This window comes from Pseudoxanthomonas sp. USHLN014, from assembly GCF_037153335.1.
GTDB classification, from domain to species: domain Bacteria; phylum Pseudomonadota; class Gammaproteobacteria; order Xanthomonadales; family Xanthomonadaceae; genus Pseudoxanthomonas_A; species Pseudoxanthomonas_A winnipegensis.
Genome location: NZ_JBBCKO010000009.1, coordinates 1 through 16,563 on the forward strand (window position 1 = coordinate 1; position 16,563 = coordinate 16,563).

The following is a 16,563-nucleotide window of genomic DNA, read 5'->3' on the forward strand; positions in this document are numbered from 1 at the left end:
GGCCGCTTTTCCCTCAATCAGAGCATCGTGCCCTGATTCGGGCGCTCGGCGTCCTGCCTCGCTAGGCGCGGCCCCCGCCCGCCGGACCGCTGCCTCGTGCGTCAGGTCGCGAGGCTGCGGTTTGCGGAGAGCGTTAGACCACCTTCCCTCGCGCATAACGCGATCAGTGACGGGAAATGATCGACTTGAGGCCCCCTCCCTTGCGCGCAGCGCAGGGGAGGGATGGGGAGGGGTCGGGGCTTTACCCGGCAAGCCACCGAAGCAAGAGCAAGAGCAACAGCACCCCACCCCGGCCCTCCCCTTCGCCTTCGGCGAAAGGGAGGGGGCAGAGCGCCTGCTCAATGCCTCCGGGTCGAGCGGAGTCCTATCTCTTCGCTGTAGAGCCTCAACCAAGCAGGGTCGAGGTTGGTAAACGAAGCGAGCTCACCGGCCGCAAGCGCATCAACAGGTCCGCGTCGCCGCACGCCGGCCAGGCGACTTTCCGATCTTCCTGCGCGCGCGCGCGATATGCGATGTGCAAAACCTGTTGACGTGCGCCCCGCCCTGACCGCAGAATGCGCGCCCCGTTGCCCAGGTGGCGGAATTGGTAGACGCACTAGTTTCAGGTACTAGCGGGTAAAACCGTGGAGGTTCGAGTCCTCTCCTGGGCACCAACGGATCGGCAGGCCACTGCCACACATCAAACCCCGCCAGCGCGGGGTTTTTTGTTGCCACCGCGGCGCGGCGCTTCAGGTCCAGGCGCCTACACCGTGCGCGTGGAAGCCCGGGCTTAAGCTGGCGCGCGCCCTTCCCGGAGCCATCGCGTGTCACTGGAACCTCAGCAGCTGCTCTTCCTGGTCATCCTGGCGGTGACGCTGGCGCTGTTCGTCAGCGAGAAGCTGCGCGTGGATCTGGTGGCGATGCTGGCGATGCTGGCCCTGACGCTGACCGGCATCCTTAACCCGCGCGAGGCGCTGTCGGGCTTCTCCAGCGAGCCGGCGATCATCGTGGCCGCGGTGTTCGTGCTCTCGGCGGGCCTGGCCGCCACCGGCATCACCGACCGCATCGGCCAGGCCATCGGCCGGGCCGCCGGTGGCAGCGAGTGGCGCACCATCGCGGTGGTAATGCCGGCCACCGCGGCGCTGGCCGCGTTCTCGCACCATCTGATGGTCACCGCGATGATGCTGCCGATCCTGATGCGGCTGGCGCGCGAGCAGAAGCTGGCGGCCTCGCGCCTGCTGATGCCGATGTCGCTGGCCGCCTCGCTGGGCACTACGCTGACTCTGATCAGCGCGCCGGCCTTCCTGCTGGCCAACGATCTGCTCAAGCGCTCGGGCCAGGACGGGCTGGGGTTCTTCGCCATCACCCCGATCGGCGCGGTGCTGGTGCTGCTGGGCACCGTCTACATGCTGCTGGGCCGCTGGCTGGTGCCCAAGCGCAGCGGCGAGTCCAGCAGCGACAGCTACATGCGCCTGGAGCGCTACTACACCGAGCTGGTGGTGGACGAGGACTCGCCGTGGATCGGCCAGACCTACGAGGCCTTCCGCACGCACTTCGGCGAGCGCCTGCAGGTGGTGAACTGGCTGCGCCACGGCGTGCGCCGGCCCCGGCAGCGCGCCGACAGCCCGCTGCAGCGCGGCGACGTGCTGCTGGTGCGCGCCTCGCCCGACGAGATCGCCTCGATCAAGGACGAGCCCGGGCTGTCGCTGCACGCGGTGGTCAAGTACGGCGAGCAGCCGCGCGAGGATGCGCGCAAGACCGAGCTGCTGGGCGAGGAACAGCTGGTGCAGGCGGTGGTGGCGCCGCATTCGGAGTTCGTCGGCCGCAGCGTGGCCAGCATCGACTTCCTGCATACCCTGGGCGTGGTGGTGGTCGGCCTGTGGCGCAAGGAGGGCTGGCTGCACGGCGAGCTGTCCGAGGTGGTGCTCGAGGAAGGCGACCTGCTGGTGCTGTGGGGCCGGCAGAACATCTTCGGCAAGCTGGCCCAGCACCATGGCTTCCTGATGCTGATGCCGTTCGAGGCGCACCAGCGCAGCCGCCGGCGCGCGCCGCTGGCCCTGGCGATCATGGTGGCCTCGGTGGCCGCCGCGGCCACCGGCTGGCTCACCCCGCAGATCGCCTTCCTGTCCGGCGCGGTGGCCATGATCATCACCCGCTGCGTGGGCGTGGAACGCGCCTACGAGGAAATCGACGTGCGCATCTACGTGATGATCGCCGGCGTGATTCCGCTGGGCATGGCGATGGAGAAGACCGGCACGGCCGCCTGGTTCGCCGACATCCTCGGCCGCCATGCCGCGCACTGGAGCGCGCTGACCCTGCTGCTGGTGATGTTCGCCAGTGCCGCGCTGCTGACCCAGATCCTCTCCGATGCGGCCACCACCGTGCTGCTCACGCCCATCGCCCTGGCCATGGCCCAGGCGCTGGGCGAGCCGCCGACCCCGTTCGTGATCTGCATCGCCATGGGCGCGGTGGCCTCGTTCCTGACCCCGATCGGCCACCACGGCAACCTGCTGATCCTCAACCCGGGCCAGTACACCTTCGGCGACTTCCTGCGCGTGGGCGCGCCCCTGACCGCGCTGATCGCCCTGGCCACGGCGTGGATGGCGCGCTGGATGTGGCTGGGCGGGCCGCTGCTGCCGTTCGGCTGGGGCGGCTGACGCTAGGGCCCGCCGTGTCGCGGGCACTGCGACGGGCGGGGGGCTAAAATCGGCGGGTTCACCTCAACCGCAGTGCCGCATGACCGACGACGCCATCCGCCCCACCTTCCACGGATTCGAACAGATCCCGCTGCGCGAGTACGCCGAACGCGCCTACCTGGACTACTCGATGTACGTGGTCCTGGACCGTGCCCTGCCCTTCATCGGCGACGGGCTCAAGCCGGTCCAGCGCCGCATCATCTATTCGATGAGCGAGCTCGGCCTGGGCGCCGCCGCCAAGCCGAAGAAGTCGGCGCGCACCGTCGGCGATGTCATCGGCAAGTACCACCCGCACGGCGACTCGGCCTGCTACGAGGCGTTGGTGCTGATGGCCCAGCCGTTCTCCTACCGCTATCCGCTGATCGATGGCCAGGGCAACTTCGGCTCGTCCGACGATCCCAAGTCGTTCGCGGCCATGCGCTACACCGAGTCCAAGCTCACCCCGATCGCCGAAGTGCTGCTGGGCGAGCTGGGCCAAGGGACCACCGACTGGTCGCCCAACTTCGACGGCACCCTGGAGGAGCCGACCTGGCTGCCGGCGCGCCTGCCGCACCTGCTGCTCAACGGCACCACCGGCATCGCCGTGGGCATGGCCACCGACGTGCCGCCGCACAACCTGGGCGAGATCGTCAGCGCGCTGATCCGCCTGATCGACGACCCGGACGCGACCGTGGCCGACCTGTGCGAGCACGTGCGCGGCCCGGACTACCCGACCACCGCCGAGATCATCACCGCGCCGGCCGACCTGCGCGCGATGTACGAGACCGGCAACGGCAGCGTGCGCGCCCGGGCGACCTTCACCCGCGAGCACGCCAACATCGTGGTGACCGCCCTGCCCTACCAGGTCTCCCCGTCCAAGGTGATCGAGCAGATCGCCGCGCAGATGCGCGCCAAGAAGCTGCCCTGGCTGGAGGACATCCGCGACGAGTCCGACCACGAGAACCCGGTGCGCGTGGTGCTGATCCCGCGCTCCAACCGCGTCGATGCCGACCAGCTGATGGGCCATCTGTTCGCCACCACCGACCTGGAGAAGAGCTATCGGGTCAACCTCAACATCATCGGCCTGGACGGTCGCCCGCAGGTCAAGAACCTCAAGTCGCTGCTGAGCGAATGGCTGGGCTTCCGCTACGACACGGTCACCCGCCGCCTCAAGCACCGCCTGGAGAAGGTCGAGCGCCGCCTGCACCTGTTGCAAGGCCTGCTGACCGCCTTCCTCAACCTGGATGAGGTCATCCGCATCATCCGCAGCGAGGACGAGCCCAAGCCGGCGCTGATCCAGCGCTTCGCGCTGTCAGAGGAACAGGCCGACTACATCCTGGAGACCCGCCTGCGCCAGCTGGCCCGCCTGGAGGAGATGAAGATCCGCGGCGAGCAGGACGAGCTGGCCAAGGAGCGCGAGAAGCTGCTGGCCACGCTGGATTCCAAGACCAAGCTCAGGAAGCTGGTCAAGGACGAGCTGCTGGCCGACGCCAAGAAGTTCGGCGACGAGCGCCGCTCGCCGCTGATCGCCCGCCAGGCCGCGCAGGCGCTGGACGAGACCGAGCTGGTCGCCAGCGAGGCGATGACGGTGGTGGTCTCGGAGAAGGGCTGGGTGCGCGCGGCCAAGGGCGGCGACATCGACACCGCCAAGCTGTCCTATCGCGATGGCGATGGCCTGCTGGCGGCGGTGCGCGCGCGCAGCAACCACCAGGTGGCGTTCCTGGATTCGACCGGGCGCGCGTATTCGACCGCGGTGCACACCCTGCCCTCTGCGCGCGGCAACGGCGAACCGCTGACCGGGCGCTTCTCGCCGGCGGCCGGCGCCTCGTTCCAGGCGCTGGCCTCGGGCGAGAACGACACCCGCTTCGTGCTGGCCTCCTCGCACGGCTACGGCTTCGTCACCCGCTTCGAGAACCTCACCAGCCGCAACAAGGCGGGCAAGGCGATGTTCAACCTCACGCCCAACGCCAAGGTGCTGCAGCCGGCGCTGGTGGCCAACCCGGCCACCGACCGTATCGTCGCGGTGACCAGCGCCGGCAACCTGCTGGCGATCGCCGCCAGCGACCTGCCCGAGCTGGACAAGGGCAAGGGCAACAAGCTGATCGACATCCCCAAGGCCAAGCTGGCCACCGAGCGCGTGGTCGCCATCGCCGCCATCGGTCCCGGCGGCACGCTGGCCGTGCACAGCGGCGCGCGCACCATGACCCTGTCGTTCAAGGATCTGGATCTCTACACGGGGACGCGTGCTACTCGGGGGATGCTGCTGCCGCGCGGTTGGCAGAAGGTTGATGGGCTGGATGTCCAGTAGTTCACCTTCCCCGCGCGCAGCGGCGCGTTCGTCCTCGCTGCGACTGATACTGGCATCGTTGCGGCAGAACGTGGACGTGGCCTGATGTCGTCGGTACCCGAGGAGCCGAGCGAGCGCTACCAGGAAATCGTCAGTTGTCAGGCTCGTGCTGAAGAAGGCCTGATCTTCATCAAGGTCGGCGCGACCCCTTGGCTCAGCGCGGTGGAATTCGATGTCGCGCAAGCGCGACACTTCGCGGAGCAGATTTTGTCGGCTGTCGCGGAAGTCGAGGCAGGCTGGATTGGCCATGTGAATCCATCCGGCGAGGAAGCAGAACGCGAATAGACTTCCTGAGTGCTCAAGCGAAAAGGAACGTGAATGCAACCGGACTTCTGGCTTCAGAAATGGCAGGACAACCAGATCCCCTTCCACCAGCACAAGGTGATGCCGCTGCTGGAAAAGCACTGGCCGGCACTGCAGCTGCCCGCCGGCAGCCAGGTGTTCGTGCCGCTGTGCGGCAAGTCGCTGGACCTGGCCTGGCTGGCCGCGCAGGGTCACCGCGTGCTCGGTCTGGAGCTGTCGCCGCTGGCGGTCGCGCAGTTCTTCGCCGAGCACGGGCTGACGCCGCAGACCCGCGTCACCCGCTACGGCACCCATTACACGGCCGGCGCCATCGAGCTGATCTGCGGTGACGTGTTCGATGTCGATGCCGAACTGCTGGCCGACTGCGCCGGCGTCTACGACCGCGCCGCGCTGATCGCCCTGCCCGAACCGCTGCGGGCCCGCTACGTGGACGAGGTCTACGGACGCCTGCCGGCGCACTGCCGGGCGCTGCTGATCACGCTGGAATACGCCCAGCACGAGCGCGCCGGCCCGCCGTTCTCGGTCGATGCGGACGAGGTCCAGGCCCGCTATGCCGCGCACTGGACCATCGCGCCGCTGGAGCGGCGCGAGATCCTGGCCGATGAGCCGCGCTTCGCCGCCGACGGCATGACCGCGCTGCACACCACGGTCTATCGGCTGCAGCGGCGCTGATTCGCCGGCCGCGCGCGTCATGCGGCGCGCGCGGCCAAACCGCCTGGGGCCTTCAGCCCAGCAGCATCTCCAGCACGGCCATGCGGATGGCCACGCCGTTGCCGACCTGGCGCAGGACCAGCGACTGCGGGCCGTCGGCCACCTCGTCGGTGATCTCCACGCCGCGGTTGATCGGGCCCGGATGCAGCACCACCGCCTCGGGCGCGGCGCGCTTCAGGCGCGCGGCGGTCAGGCCGTAGTCGCGGTGGTAATCCTCCAGCGAGGTCACCAGGCCTTCCTCCATGCGCTCGCGCTGCAGGCGCAGCATCATCAGCACGTCGGCGCCCTCCAGGGCGGCATCGAAATCGCCGGTGGTGCGGCAGCCGTCGCACACCTCGCCGCCGGGCAGCAGCGTGTCCGGCGCGCACAGGGTGATGTCGGTGGCACCGAGCGTGCGCAGCGCATGCAGGTCCGAGCGCGCCACGCGCGAATGCTTGATGTCGCCGACCATCACGATCTTGAGTTTGGAGAAATCCGGGCCCTTGGCCTGGCGGATGGTCAGCACGTCCAGCAGGCCCTGGGTGGGATGCGCGGCGCGGCCGTCGCCGGCGTTGATCACCGTGGTGCCCTCGTGCGCGTGCGCGGCCAGCATCTGCGCGGCGCCGTCGTCGGGATGGCGTACCACGAAGCCGCGCACGCCCATCGCCTCCAGGTTGCGCAAGGTGTCCAGCGCGGTCTCGCCCTTGCGCGCCGAGGAGGTCGAGGCGTCGAAGTTCACCACGTCCGCGCCCAGGCGCTGGGCGGCGATCTGGAACGAGCTGCGCGTGCGCGTGGAGGGCTCGAAGAACAGCGTGCACACCGTGCGCCCGACCAGCGTGTCGCGCTTGTGCGTGCGGCCCAGCGCGGTGTCGCGGATCATGCCGGCGCGGTCGAGGATGCGGCACAGCGTATCCTTCGGCAGGCCCTCCAGGGTCAGCAGGTGCAGCAGGCGTCCGTTGGAATCCAGTTGGCTCATGGTGTGCTCGTGGTGAGGCGAAGGAGCCGCGCGCGCGGCGCGCGGCGGGAAGGAATCAGGCGTTCGGCACCGCGCCTGCCCGGGCGCGGGCGCTCATGGCACATGCGTGGCGTCCTGCGGGGCGGCCAGCCAGCGCTCGACGATGACCGCCGCGGCCACCGCATCCAGCGCCGCGGCGTCGCGCTTGCGCTTGCGCCCCTGGGCGCGGTCGACCGCGAAACGCTGCGCGGCCTCGACCGAACTGGAGCGCTCGTCGACCAGCACCACCGGCATCTGGTAGCGCTGGCGCAGTTCGCGGGCGAAGGCATGGGCGCGCTTGCGGATCGGCTGGTCGCCGCCGTCCAGGGTCATCGGGTCGCCGACCACGAAGCCGTCGGGGCGCCATTCGCCGCGCAGCTTGTCGATGGCGGCCCAGTCCGGCCCGCCCGGATGCACATCGACCACGGCCAGCGCGCGCGCGCCGGTACCGAAGGCGCTGGCCACGGCCACGCCGATGCGGCGTGCGCCCACGTCGAAGCCCAGGACGGTGCCGTCCAGCTTCATCGGCGCTCCGGGATCGAAAAGTGCGGCGCCGCCGGTCTCGGACGGCGCCCTGCGGCACGGTGTCCGGCCGCCGTCATCATGCGTGTCCGCTGTAATCCGTCATGCGGGTCATGTCCACGCCGATGCGGCCGCCGGCGGCCTGCCAGCGCTGATCCAGCGGCAGGTCGAACAGCAGCTCGCCATCGGCCGGCGCGGTCAGCCAGCTGTTCTCGCCCAGTTCGAACTCCAGCTGCCCGGCGCCCCAGCCGGCGCAGCCCAGCGCGACCACGGCATGGGCCGGGCCGTCGCCGCGGGCCATGGCCTCCAGGATGTCGCGCGAGGTGGTCAGGTACAGGCCGGCGCCGATCTGCATGGTCGAATCCCAGTCCTCGCCGCCATCGTGCAGGACGAAGCCGCGCTCGGGATGCACCGGGCCGCCGTACAGCACCACGCGGTTGCGCAGCGCCTCGTCGCTGGTGTGCAGGTTCATCTGCTGCAGGACCTCGCCCAGCGTGTATTCCGAGGCGCGGTTGACGACCACGCCCATGGCGCCCTCGTCGTCGTGCTGGCAGATCAGCGCCACGCTGCGCGCGAAATGCGGATCGTCCAGCGCCGGGAGCGCGATCAGCAGCTGATTGGCCAGGGTGTCGGTCTGCAGGGGCATGCGGCCATTCTAGGGCATCGCCTGTCGGGCGCACGCCGCCGCGGCGCGGGCCGGTCACTTGCGTGCCTGCATGGCCCTGCCACACTCGGCCTCCAACCTTATGACGGAGCGCAGGCGGCAATGGGCACGATCGCGGTGGTGATGGTCGATGGCGTGGCGGACTGGGAGATCGGCGTGGTCCTGCCGGCGGCACGGGCGTGGTTCGGCGATACCGTGCTCAGCGCCAGCATCGACGGCAAGCCGGTGACCAGCATCGGTGGCCTGCAGATCGTCCCGCAATTCGCCCTGTCCGACCTGGCGCCGCTGGAGGCAGACCTGTGGATCCTGCCCGGTTCGGACCAGTGGCAGGCCGGCGAGATCCCCGGCCTGAGCGGCCTGCTGCGCGAGCGCGTGGCCGCCCAGCGCCCGGTCGCGGCGATCTGCGGGGCCACCCTGGCCCTGGCCTACGCCGGGCTGCTGGACGCGCGGCCGCACACCAGCAATGCGCTGGCCTTCCTGACCGAGCGCCTGGGCCCGGTCTATGCCGGGCAGGCCCATTACCGCCAGGAGAAGGTGGTCAGCGCCGACGGCGTGGTCACAGCGCCGGGCACCAGCCCGGTCAACTTCGCCACGGCCTGCCTGCGCCTGCTGCATCCCGAGCGCGAGGAGGACATCGCCGGCGTGGAGGCGATGTTCGCCGCGGAGTTCGCCGACTGACCTGATCGACAGGCTCAGCGCGGCCCCAAATCAGCCGACCGCGAAGGTCAGCGCGTGGTCCAGCATGAACATCGCCAGGACCACGAGAAACGGGCTGCGCAGCAACGGCCGCCCATAGGCGAAGCGGGCATGCAGCCAGAAGACGATGACCGCCAGATACAGCGCGATCATCGTGTAGATCACGCCCGCGAAGCCGCCGGCCAGGTGGATCCCCAGCCGCGCCAGACCAGGCTGGGCCACCATCAGCGCGGCAGCGACCACGAAGGCGGCGTGCCGGAAGAAGCGGCGCCGGTACAGCAGCGCGAGCGCGTAGAACGCCACGAAGAACGCCGGATCGAACAGGAGGCCCGGTGAAAACCGTCGCCACTGCAGCCAGCCCACGCTGCCCGCGAACAGGACCACCAGCGCGATGGAGGCCCAGCCCAGCCAACGGTGCACGCGCGGCCTGCCCGCCTCGATCAGGAACGGCTGCACGATCAGCAGCGCAAACCAGGCGACGCAGACGAGCGCGTGGAAGTGGACCGCGGCCGGCACGCCCGCGAAGTCCGGCGCGCGACCGAGATAGCCGAAGAACGGCGTGTCCGGGATACGCGGCGTGAAGCCGGCCAGGACCAGTGCCAGCAAGCCCAGGAAGAAGAAGCCGAGGTGGCGGTACGGGCGGCGCGCGGTCATGACGGACAACTCGGGGGCTCGATGACACCAACGCCGCCTCAAGGCGGAGCAGGTCAGCCCCGGTTGAGCCGCGTCACCGGCATGGGCGGCCGATGACGCGCACGCGATCCGGCCAGCGGACCGATCAGGCCTCCAGGCCGATCGGGCAGCTCACGCCGGTGCCGCCCAGGCCGCAATAGCCGGCCGGGTTCTTGGCCAGGTACTGCTGGTGGTAGTCCTCGGCGTAGTAGAACGGCGGCGCCGGGTAGACGATCTCGGTGGTGATCTGGCCGTAGCCGGCCTCGCCCAGGCGTTGCTGGTAGGCGTCGCGGCTGGCCAGCGCGGCGTCGTACTGGGACTGGGTTTCGCAGTAGATCGCCGAGCGGTACTCGGTGCCGCGGTCGTTGCCCTGACGCATGCCCTGGGTGGGGTCGTGGTTTTCCCAGAAGGTGCGCAGCACCTCGTCCAGCGACACCCTCGCCGGGTCGAACACCACCCGCACGACCTCGGCGTGGCCGGTCATGCCAGTGCAGCTTTCCTCGTAGGTCGGGTTGGGCGTGAAGCCGCCCTGATAGCCCACCGCCGTGGTGACCACGCCCGGCAGCTGCCAGAACTTGCGTTCGGCGCCCCAGAAGCAGCCCATGCCGAAACCGATCGTCTCCATGCCCGGGAACTCGCCCTTGAGCGGCTGGCCGTTGACGAAATGCACATTGCGCAGCGGCAGCGGCGTCTGACGGCCCGGCAGGGCTTCTTCCGCGCGCGGCAGGCGCTGCTTGAACGCGCCGATGCCAAGGCGGCTGGTGAGGGACTCGAGCATGGGAAACCTCCTTGCGACGATGTGAGGGGCGGGCGGCCCAGTGCCTGTCTTCGCGCTCCGGGGGGCGCCTGGACGCCGCGCGGATGGCCGGCGCTAGGCCGGCAGCAGGTCGGGAGCGTCCAGATCCCCACAGATGGGGTCGGACGGGGGGTCGAGCAAGCCCGCCGCCTGCAGCGCATCGCGGGCCTGCGGCAGGGCCACGTCGGGCACGCACACGCGCAGCACGCCGAACAGCGGCAGTTCGCCGCCGGCGCCCAGCAGCGATTCGCCGAAGACGAAGGCCGGGATGCCCGCGTCCTCCAGCGCATGCCGCGCCAGATGGGCATCGAACAGGTTGTCGGCGCGATAGGCCACTTGCATGCGGACCTCCAGCAAGGCGGGATTGGCCGCGAGCATACGCCCGGCGCGGCGGCTGGCCTGTCGATGTGCCGCTCTGTCTCCTCAAACCTCGCAGCGGCCTGCCTGTAGAGCGGAGCTTGCTCCGCTGGGGCCGTCCCCACGAACCGAAGGAAGAGCAGCGGAGCAAGCTCCGCTCTACAGGTAGGAGGTAGGAGCCGCCATGGCGGCGATGGGGCCTTACCGGGAGTCCCCAAGCCGTCTGGGTAGAGCCTCATCGCCGCCATGGCGGCTCCCACCGAGCGGCCACCGAGCCTCCACCAAGCTCCCGCAGGGCTCAAACAAGACTGCGGCTGTAGCGCCCACAGCGCGCGCAGCGCGAGACTTCGGGCAGAGGGCCCGCGGCCGCTTGGGCTAGACTTGGCGTTTGGATCTCGTCTTGCCGCTGCCCATGTCCGATACGCCTGCCGCTTCCGCCGATTCCGCGCCCGAAACCCGCGCCCCCGACGCCCAGGCGCCGGTAGAGAAGCGCGATTTCATCCGCCAGATCGTGCGCGAGGACCTGGCCCAGGGCCGCCACCAGGGCGTGCGCACGCGCTTTCCGCCCGAGCCCAACGGCTATCTGCACATCGGCCACGCCAAGGCGATCTGCCTGGACTTCGGCGTGGCGGCCGAGTTCGGCGGGGCGTGCAACCTGCGCCTGGACGACACCAATCCGGCCAAGGAAGACCCCGAGTTCGTCGCCGCCATCCAGGACGACGTGCGCTGGCTGGGCTTCGACTGGGCCAACCTGCGCCATGCCTCGGACTACTTCGACGTGCTCTACCTGGCCGCCGAGAAGCTGGTCCAGCAGGGCGATGCGTTCGTCTGCGACCTCAGCGCCGAGCAGGTGCGTGAGTACCGCGGCACGCTGACCGAACCGGGCCGCAACTCGCCCTGGCGCGAGCGCAGCGTGGAGGAGAACCTGGACCTGCTGCGCCGCATGCGCGCCGGCGAGTTCCCCGATGGCGCGCGCACGCTGCGCGCCAAGATCGACATGGCCAGCGGCAACATCAACCTGCGCGACCCGGCGCTGTACCGGATCAAGCACGTCGAGCACCAGAACACCGGCAACGCCTGGCCGATCTACCCCATGTACGACTTCGCCCATTCGCTCAGCGATGCGGTGGAAGGCATCACCCATTCGCTGTGCACGCTGGAGTTCGAGGACCATCGCCCGCTGTACGACTGGTGCGTGGAGAAGGTCGACCTGGTCGGCCACCCCGAGCTGCTGCAGCCGCTGCTGGACAAGGGCTTCCCCAACGAAGCCGACCGGCCGCGCCAGATCGAGTTCTCGCGCCTGAACATCAACTACACGGTGATGAGCAAGCGCAAGCTGACTACGCTGGTCACCGAGGGCCTGGTCGAAGGCTGGGACGATCCGCGCATGTACACGCTGCAGGGCCTGCGCCGCCGCGGCTACACCCCGGCGAGCCTGCGCCTGCTGGTCGATCGGGTCGGCATCTCCAAGCAGAACTCGGTGATCGATTTCTCGGTGCTGGAAGGCTGCCTGCGCGACGACCTGGACGCCAGCGCGCCGCGGCGCATGGCGGTGATCGACCCGCTCAAGCTGGTGCTGACCAACCTGCCCGAGGACCACGCCGAGTCGCTGACCTTCGCCAACCACCCCAAGGACGAGGCGGCCGGCACGCGCCAGGTGCCGTTCTCGCGCGAGCTGTGGATCGAGCGCGAGGATTTCGCCGAGGTGCCGCCCAAGGGCTGGAAGCGCTTGGTGCCCGGCGGCGAAGTGCGCCTGCGCGGCGCCGGCATCATCAAGTGCGAAGAGGTGATCAAGGACGGCGATGGCCGGATCGTCGCGCTGCACGGCACGCTCGATCCCGAGTCGCGCCCGGGCATGGAAGGCGCCAACCGCAAGATCAAGGGCACGATCCACTGGGTCGATGCCAGGGCGGGCGTGGCGGCGGAGATCCGGCTGTTCGATCGCCTGTTCTCGGTGGCCAAGCCGGACGATGAGAGCGAGGGCAAGACCTACCGCGACTACCTCAACCCGGAGTCCAAGCGCGTGGTCGCCGGCTTCGTCGAGCCGGCCGCGGCCCAGGCCGCGCCGGAGCAGTCTTTCCAGTTCGAGCGCACCGGCTACTTCGTCGCCGACCGCCGCGACCACACCGCGGACAAGCCGGTGTTCAACCGCAGCGTGACCCTGCGCGACACCTGGGCGGCGCAGGCGTGATGCGTTCCTGGCGCGCCCTGCTCGCCCCGCTGCTGGCCGCCGTGCTGCTGGCCGGCTGCGCCGCGCCGGCCAACACCCAGGCCGTGCCGGCCAACCCCGCCCCGGCGCCGGCTCCCAGCGCGCAGAGCGGCTCGAACGCCACGCCCGCGCCCTCGCGCCCCCCCAGCACGCCGGCCAAGGTCCAGACCCAGTGCACCAGCGATGCGCAGTGCGTGGTCAAGAACATCGGCAGCTGCTGCGGCGAACTGCCGGCCTGCGTCAATGTGGACAGCCCCACCGACCCGGCCGCGGTCCAGGCGCAGTGCCAGGCCAGCGGCCGCATGGGCATCTGCGGCTTCCGCCCGATCAGCGCCTGCCAGTGCCAGGCCGGCACCTGCCAGCCGGCGGGCGACGGCGCCGGCAGCCTGAATTCTCCCGCCCCCGCACCGCTGCAGATCCGCTGATGCTTTACGCCCAGGTCCATCTCACCCTGCCCGCCTGGGTCCACGACGCCGTGGACCTGGGTCGCGCCTACGCCAGCGATGCCGACAAGGTGGCGCTGGCCATCACCCTGTCGCGGCTGAACGTCGAGCACGCCAGCGGCGGCCCGTTCGGCGCGGTGGTGTTCGACGGCGACCGCATCGTCGCGGCCGGCGTCAACCGCGTGGTGCCGCACAACACCTCGCTGGCGCATGCCGAGAACATGGCCTACATGCTGGCCCAGCAGCGCACGCAGAGCTTCCGCCTCAACGCGGTGCTGTCCGGCCCGGTCGCGCTGGCCACCTCGGCCCAGCCCTGCTGCCAGTGCTTCGGCGCCACGGTGTGGGCCGGCATCGACCGGCTGCTGATCGGCGCGCGCGCCGAGGACGTCGAATCGCTGACCGACTTCGACGAAGGCCCGCTGCCGGCCGACTGGGTCGGCGAGCTGGGCAAGCGCGGCATCGAGGTCGTGCGCGACCTGCACCGCGACGACGCCCGCGCGGTGCTGGCCCACTACGGCCAGCACGGCCCGCAGTACTGAAGACCATCGCTTCGATGTCCGCGAACACAGCCGCCGCCCGCGTCCGCTCGGCCGTGACGATCCGCCCCCTGACCGTGGCCGATGCGGCCGCGCTGAAGGCGTGCCGCGTGGCCGGGCTGCAGGAAACGCCCGAGGCCTTCCTGTCGACGGCCGCCGAGATCGAGGCCACGCCGGTGGCGCAGTTCGAGGCCGAACTGGCCGACGCCGACATCCGCTATGCCGGCGCCTTCGACGGCGAGCGGCTGGTGGGCTTCATGCGCACCGTGCGTTTCCCGCGGCGGGCGCGGCGCCACGTCGCCGAGGTCCGCAGCGTGGTGGTGCGCGCGTCGCATCGCCGCCAGGGCATCGCCGGCCGCCTGCTCTCGCAGCTGATCGCGCAGGCGCGCGACAGCGGCATCGAGACGCTGCTGCTGACCGTGGTCGCCGGCAACCTGCCGGCCCGCCGCCTGTACGAGCAGGCCGGCTTCGCTGTCTACGGGATCGAACCGTGCGCCGTGCGCCGGGACGGCGTGGATGAGGACCAGCTCCTGATGCGGCTGGCGCTGCAGGCGCCGGGCCGATGAGCAGCCACGCAACGGCCGGTGCGCAACCGTACGCACGCCGGAGGCAGGCATGAAGACCATCGGCCTGCTGTGCTATTGCCGCCAGGGCTTCGAGCCGGAGCTGGCGGCCGAGCTGACCCAGCGCGCGGCCGAGGCCGGGCTGGCCGGCTACGCCCGCACCCAGCGCAACGATGGCTATGCGGTCTTCGCCTGCGAGGACGCGGGGCTGGCCGAGGCCCTGCCCTGGCGCACGCTGGTGTTCGCGCGCCAGAAGCTGGCGCTGATCGCCGAGCTGCGCGGGCTGGACCCGGCCGACCGCATCACGCCGATGCTGGCCGCGCTGGACGGCCTGCCCCGGCTCGGCGATGTGTGGGTGGAGCACCCGGATTCGGACACGGCCAAGCCGCTGGCCGGGCTGGCGCGCAGCTTCGGCAATGCGCTGCGCCCGGCGCTGCGCAAGGCCGGCCTGCTCAGCCCCAAGGAAGACCCGCGGCTGCCGCGCCTGCACGTGCTGTTCGTCGCCGGCGATCACGCGCTGCTGGGCCTGGCCCAGCCAGGCGATGCCGCGCCCTGGCCGCTGGGCATCCCGCGCCTGCGCCTGCTGCCCGAGGCGCCGTCGCGCTCGGCGCTGAAGCTGGAGGAAGCCTTCCTGGCCCTGCTCGATGACGAGCGCGCCGCGCTGCTGCGCGCCGGCATGCGCGCGGCCGACCTGGGCGCCGCCCCGGGCGGCTGGACCTGGGTGCTCACCCGCCAGCAGCTGCAGGTCACCAGCATCGACAACGGCCCGCTGCGCCAGCACGTGCTCGACACCGGCCTGGTCACCCATCTGCGCGCCGACGGCTTCCACTGGAAGCCCGCCCAGCCGCTGGACTGGATGGTCTGCGACATGGTCGAGCAGCCGCGCCGCGTGGCCGAGCGCATGGCCACCTGGCTGCGCGAGGGCTGGTGCCGGCACAGCGTGTTCAACCTCAAGCTGCCGATGAAGAAGCGCTGGGACGAGACGGTGCTGTGCCTGGAGATCCTGCGCACCCAGTCCGGCGGCCTGCGCACCCTGCGCGCCAAGCAGCTGTATCACGACCGTGAGGAGATCACGGTGTTCGCCTCCAAGGGCGAGAAGTGAGCGCAGCGCGGTAGCAGCAGGCGACGACGCTTGGGCGCGTGGCTTGACGCACTGCCCACTTCGCGCAACCCGTGATCGCCAGCCCTGACGGTCTCAGACGCTGCAATCGCCCCATGCGATGCTGACCTCCGTCAAAGGGAGGGCCTTGCCATGCAACCGATCCAGCTCAAGGACCCGGCCGGGTTCGCCGAGGAGTTCCTGCGCCTGTCGCTGATGCAGGGCTTCGGGTCGCTGAACAAGCGCGACCTGGAACTGCTGACCTTCGTGCTGCTCGAGCGCGATGGCGCGATCCCGCGCGACAGTTCCAACGCCGCCGCCGCGCTGCAGCTGCGCATCACCGCCACGCGGGTCAAGAGCCTGCGCCGCGACGGCTATGCGCGCTGGCGCGCCCTGGTGCCCGAGGAACCCGACGCGGCCCTGCAGCGGATCGTGGCCACGGTGCTGACCGAGGACAACCTGCGCTCGGGCGCCAAGCACGTCAGTGAGCGCGCCAAGAAGGAGGGCTTCCTCGCCATCCGCGTCGAGCATCCCGACGATGCGCAGCAGTTCGAACAGGCCATCCTCGAGGTCGGCGCGCTGCCGGTGTACGAGCGCAACCGCGAGGTGGTCGCGGTGCGCTTCGACACGCTGCTGAAGATCGCCGAGAAATGGGGTTATCTGCAGCCGGATCCGGCCGCGATCACGCGCGAGCTGAAGAAGCTGCAGCCGACCGCGGCCGAGGTGGCCGACCTGCTGCAGAAGGACGTCACCAAGCTGCGCTGGGTCGATGCCCGCAACGCGCTCAACAGCCTGGGCGCCAAGGCCATCGCCTCCACCGCCGAGGGCGGGTTGAAGGGGCTGCTGAAGCTGGTGTTCCCGTTCCTGCCGTAATTGCAGCGGACGGCAGATGCCAACGCCTGTAGAGCGGAGCTCGCTCCGCTGAGGCTCTCCAAGCGACCTGGCCGAAGAACAGCGGAGCAAGCTCCGCTCTACCAACAGCAACGCCGCGTCAGAGCCCCGCCGCGCCCCGCAACGC

General features: G+C 70.3%; 17 protein-coding genes and 1 tRNA gene. 12 read left to right on the top strand and 6 right to left on the bottom strand.

Annotated elements, in window-relative coordinates; translation table 11 throughout:
• Positions 1–568 precede the first annotated feature (568 nt).
• The 5 genes from WFQ05_RS15455 to WFQ05_RS15475 all read left to right on the top strand — a co-directional run bounded on the left by WFQ05_RS15455 (position 569) and on the right by WFQ05_RS15475 (position 5,976).
• Positions 569–653, top strand: a tRNA-Leu gene (locus WFQ05_RS15455).
• Positions 654–809: 156 nt separating this feature from the next.
• Positions 810–2,636: an SLC13 family permease gene (locus WFQ05_RS15460; RefSeq protein WP_130523733.1), complete on the top strand. Its 1,827-nt coding sequence runs from the start codon at positions 810–812 to the stop codon at positions 2,634–2,636.
• A 79-nt stretch (positions 2,637–2,715) separates the two neighbouring features.
• A complete protein-coding gene (parC, locus tag WFQ05_RS15465; protein WP_130519180.1) occupies positions 2,716–4,962 on the top strand; it encodes a DNA topoisomerase IV subunit A in 2,247 nt (748 codons plus the stop codon).
• Between the two features lie 84 nt (positions 4,963–5,046).
• On the top strand, positions 5,047–5,286 hold the full coding sequence (locus tag WFQ05_RS15470; RefSeq protein WP_130529405.1) for a hypothetical protein: 240 nt from the start codon (positions 5,047–5,049) through the stop codon (positions 5,284–5,286).
• Between the two features lie 33 nt (positions 5,287–5,319).
• On the top strand, positions 5,320–5,976 hold the full coding sequence (locus WFQ05_RS15475) for a thiopurine S-methyltransferase (RefSeq protein WP_130529403.1): 657 nt from the start codon (positions 5,320–5,322) through the stop codon (positions 5,974–5,976).
• Positions 5,977–6,028: 52 nt separating this feature from the next.
• Here the strand turns inward: WFQ05_RS15475 and WFQ05_RS15480 are convergent, their stop codons facing one another.
• The 3 genes from WFQ05_RS15480 to WFQ05_RS15490 form a co-directional block, all read right to left on the bottom strand.
• Entirely contained in the window at positions 6,029–6,970 is a 942-nt protein-coding gene (locus tag WFQ05_RS15480) for an aspartate carbamoyltransferase catalytic subunit (protein ID WP_130519186.1), read from the bottom strand.
• 93 nt (positions 6,971–7,063) lie between these two features.
• Entirely contained in the window at positions 7,064–7,513 is a 450-nt protein-coding gene (gene ruvX, locus WFQ05_RS15485) for a Holliday junction resolvase RuvX (RefSeq protein ID WP_337054470.1), read from the bottom strand.
• Positions 7,514–7,589: 76 nt separating this feature from the next.
• Complete coding sequence (locus tag WFQ05_RS15490; RefSeq protein ID WP_130529401.1) at positions 7,590–8,156, bottom strand: YqgE/AlgH family protein; 567 nt, start codon at positions 8,154–8,156, stop codon at positions 7,590–7,592.
• Positions 8,157–8,276: 120 nt separating this feature from the next.
• Here WFQ05_RS15490 and WFQ05_RS15495 point away from each other — a divergent pair, with 120 nt between their 5' ends.
• Positions 8,277–8,852, top strand: a complete 576-nt coding sequence (locus WFQ05_RS15495; RefSeq protein WP_337054471.1) for a type 1 glutamine amidotransferase family protein — start codon at positions 8,277–8,279, stop codon at positions 8,850–8,852.
• Between the two features lie 30 nt (positions 8,853–8,882).
• Here WFQ05_RS15495 and WFQ05_RS15500 read toward each other — a convergent pair whose 3' ends face one another.
• From WFQ05_RS15500 to WFQ05_RS15510, 3 genes are all read right to left on the bottom strand, one after another.
• Entirely contained in the window at positions 8,883–9,524 is a 642-nt protein-coding gene (locus WFQ05_RS15500; RefSeq protein ID WP_337054472.1) for a hypothetical protein, read from the bottom strand.
• Between the two features lie 124 nt (positions 9,525–9,648).
• Positions 9,649–10,320, bottom strand: a complete 672-nt coding sequence (gene msrA / locus WFQ05_RS15505) for a peptide-methionine (S)-S-oxide reductase MsrA (protein WP_337054473.1) — start codon at positions 10,318–10,320, stop codon at positions 9,649–9,651.
• A gap of 93 nt (positions 10,321–10,413) precedes the next feature.
• Positions 10,414–10,680, bottom strand: coding sequence for a DUF2007 domain-containing protein (locus tag WFQ05_RS15510; protein WP_130519198.1), 267 nt, complete (start codon positions 10,678–10,680; stop codon positions 10,414–10,416).
• A gap of 427 nt (positions 10,681–11,107) precedes the next feature.
• On the opposite strand from WFQ05_RS15510, the gene WFQ05_RS15515 reads away from it, so the two are divergent.
• The 6 genes from WFQ05_RS15515 to WFQ05_RS15540 all read left to right on the top strand — a co-directional run bounded on the left by WFQ05_RS15515 (position 11,108) and on the right by WFQ05_RS15540 (position 16,418).
• On the top strand, positions 11,108–12,886 hold the full coding sequence (locus tag WFQ05_RS15515; protein WP_337054474.1) for a glutamine--tRNA ligase/YqeY domain fusion protein: 1,779 nt from the start codon (positions 11,108–11,110) through the stop codon (positions 12,884–12,886).
• Positions 12,886–13,329, top strand: coding sequence for a hypothetical protein (locus WFQ05_RS15520; RefSeq protein ID WP_337054475.1), 444 nt, complete (start codon positions 12,886–12,888; stop codon positions 13,327–13,329). The genes WFQ05_RS15515 and WFQ05_RS15520 overlap by 1 nt, the downstream gene beginning before the upstream one ends.
• A complete protein-coding gene (locus WFQ05_RS15525) occupies positions 13,329–13,886 on the top strand; it encodes a nucleoside deaminase (RefSeq protein WP_130519203.1) in 558 nt (185 codons plus the stop codon). Before WFQ05_RS15520 ends, WFQ05_RS15525 begins: the two co-directional genes overlap by 1 nt.
• 53 nt (positions 13,887–13,939) lie before the next feature.
• Positions 13,940–14,449, top strand: coding sequence for a GNAT family N-acetyltransferase (locus WFQ05_RS15530; protein ID WP_337054476.1), 510 nt, complete (start codon positions 13,940–13,942; stop codon positions 14,447–14,449).
• A 49-nt stretch (positions 14,450–14,498) separates the two neighbouring features.
• Positions 14,499–15,548, top strand: a complete 1,050-nt coding sequence (gene rlmM, locus WFQ05_RS15535; RefSeq protein WP_337054477.1) for a 23S rRNA (cytidine(2498)-2'-O)-methyltransferase RlmM — start codon at positions 14,499–14,501, stop codon at positions 15,546–15,548.
• Between the two features lie 150 nt (positions 15,549–15,698).
• On the top strand, positions 15,699–16,418 hold the full coding sequence (locus WFQ05_RS15540; RefSeq protein ID WP_130519209.1) for a hypothetical protein: 720 nt from the start codon (positions 15,699–15,701) through the stop codon (positions 16,416–16,418).
• Positions 16,419–16,563: the final 145 nt, after the last annotated feature.

Bases quoted from the DNA above. Each gene is read 5' to 3' on its own strand.
- WFQ05_RS15515 (WP_337054474.1), top strand. From the start codon at position 11,108: ATGTCCGATACGCCTGCCGCTTCCGCCGATTCCGCGCCCGAAACCCGC.
- WFQ05_RS15540 (WP_130519209.1), top strand. From the start codon at position 15,699: ATGCAACCGATCCAGCTCAAGGACCCGGCCGGGTTCGCCGAGGAGTTC.
- WFQ05_RS15525 (WP_130519203.1), top strand. From the start codon at position 13,329: ATGCTTTACGCCCAGGTCCATCTCACCCTGCCCGCCTGGGTCCACGAC.
- WFQ05_RS15510 (WP_130519198.1), bottom strand. From the start codon at position 10,680: ATGCAAGTGGCCTATCGCGCCGACAACCTGTTCGATGCCCATCTGGCG.
- WFQ05_RS15520 (WP_337054475.1), top strand. From the start codon at position 12,886: ATGCGTTCCTGGCGCGCCCTGCTCGCCCCGCTGCTGGCCGCCGTGCTG.
- msrA (WP_337054473.1), bottom strand. From the start codon at position 10,320: ATGCTCGAGTCCCTCACCAGCCGCCTTGGCATCGGCGCGTTCAAGCAG.
- WFQ05_RS15470 (WP_130529405.1), top strand. From the start codon at position 5,047: ATGTCGTCGGTACCCGAGGAGCCGAGCGAGCGCTACCAGGAAATCGTC.
- WFQ05_RS15475 (WP_130529403.1), top strand. From the start codon at position 5,320: ATGCAACCGGACTTCTGGCTTCAGAAATGGCAGGACAACCAGATCCCC.
- ruvX (WP_337054470.1), bottom strand. From the start codon at position 7,513: ATGAAGCTGGACGGCACCGTCCTGGGCTTCGACGTGGGCGCACGCCGC.
- parC (WP_130519180.1), top strand. From the start codon at position 2,716: ATGACCGACGACGCCATCCGCCCCACCTTCCACGGATTCGAACAGATC.
- WFQ05_RS15490 (WP_130529401.1), bottom strand. From the start codon at position 8,156: ATGCCCCTGCAGACCGACACCCTGGCCAATCAGCTGCTGATCGCGCTC.
- WFQ05_RS15500 (WP_337054472.1), bottom strand. From the start codon at position 9,524: ATGACCGCGCGCCGCCCGTACCGCCACCTCGGCTTCTTCTTCCTGGGC.
- WFQ05_RS15495 (WP_337054471.1), top strand. From the start codon at position 8,277: ATGGGCACGATCGCGGTGGTGATGGTCGATGGCGTGGCGGACTGGGAG.
- rlmM (WP_337054477.1), top strand. From the start codon at position 14,499: ATGAAGACCATCGGCCTGCTGTGCTATTGCCGCCAGGGCTTCGAGCCG.
- WFQ05_RS15480 (WP_130519186.1), bottom strand. From the start codon at position 6,970: ATGAGCCAACTGGATTCCAACGGACGCCTGCTGCACCTGCTGACCCTG.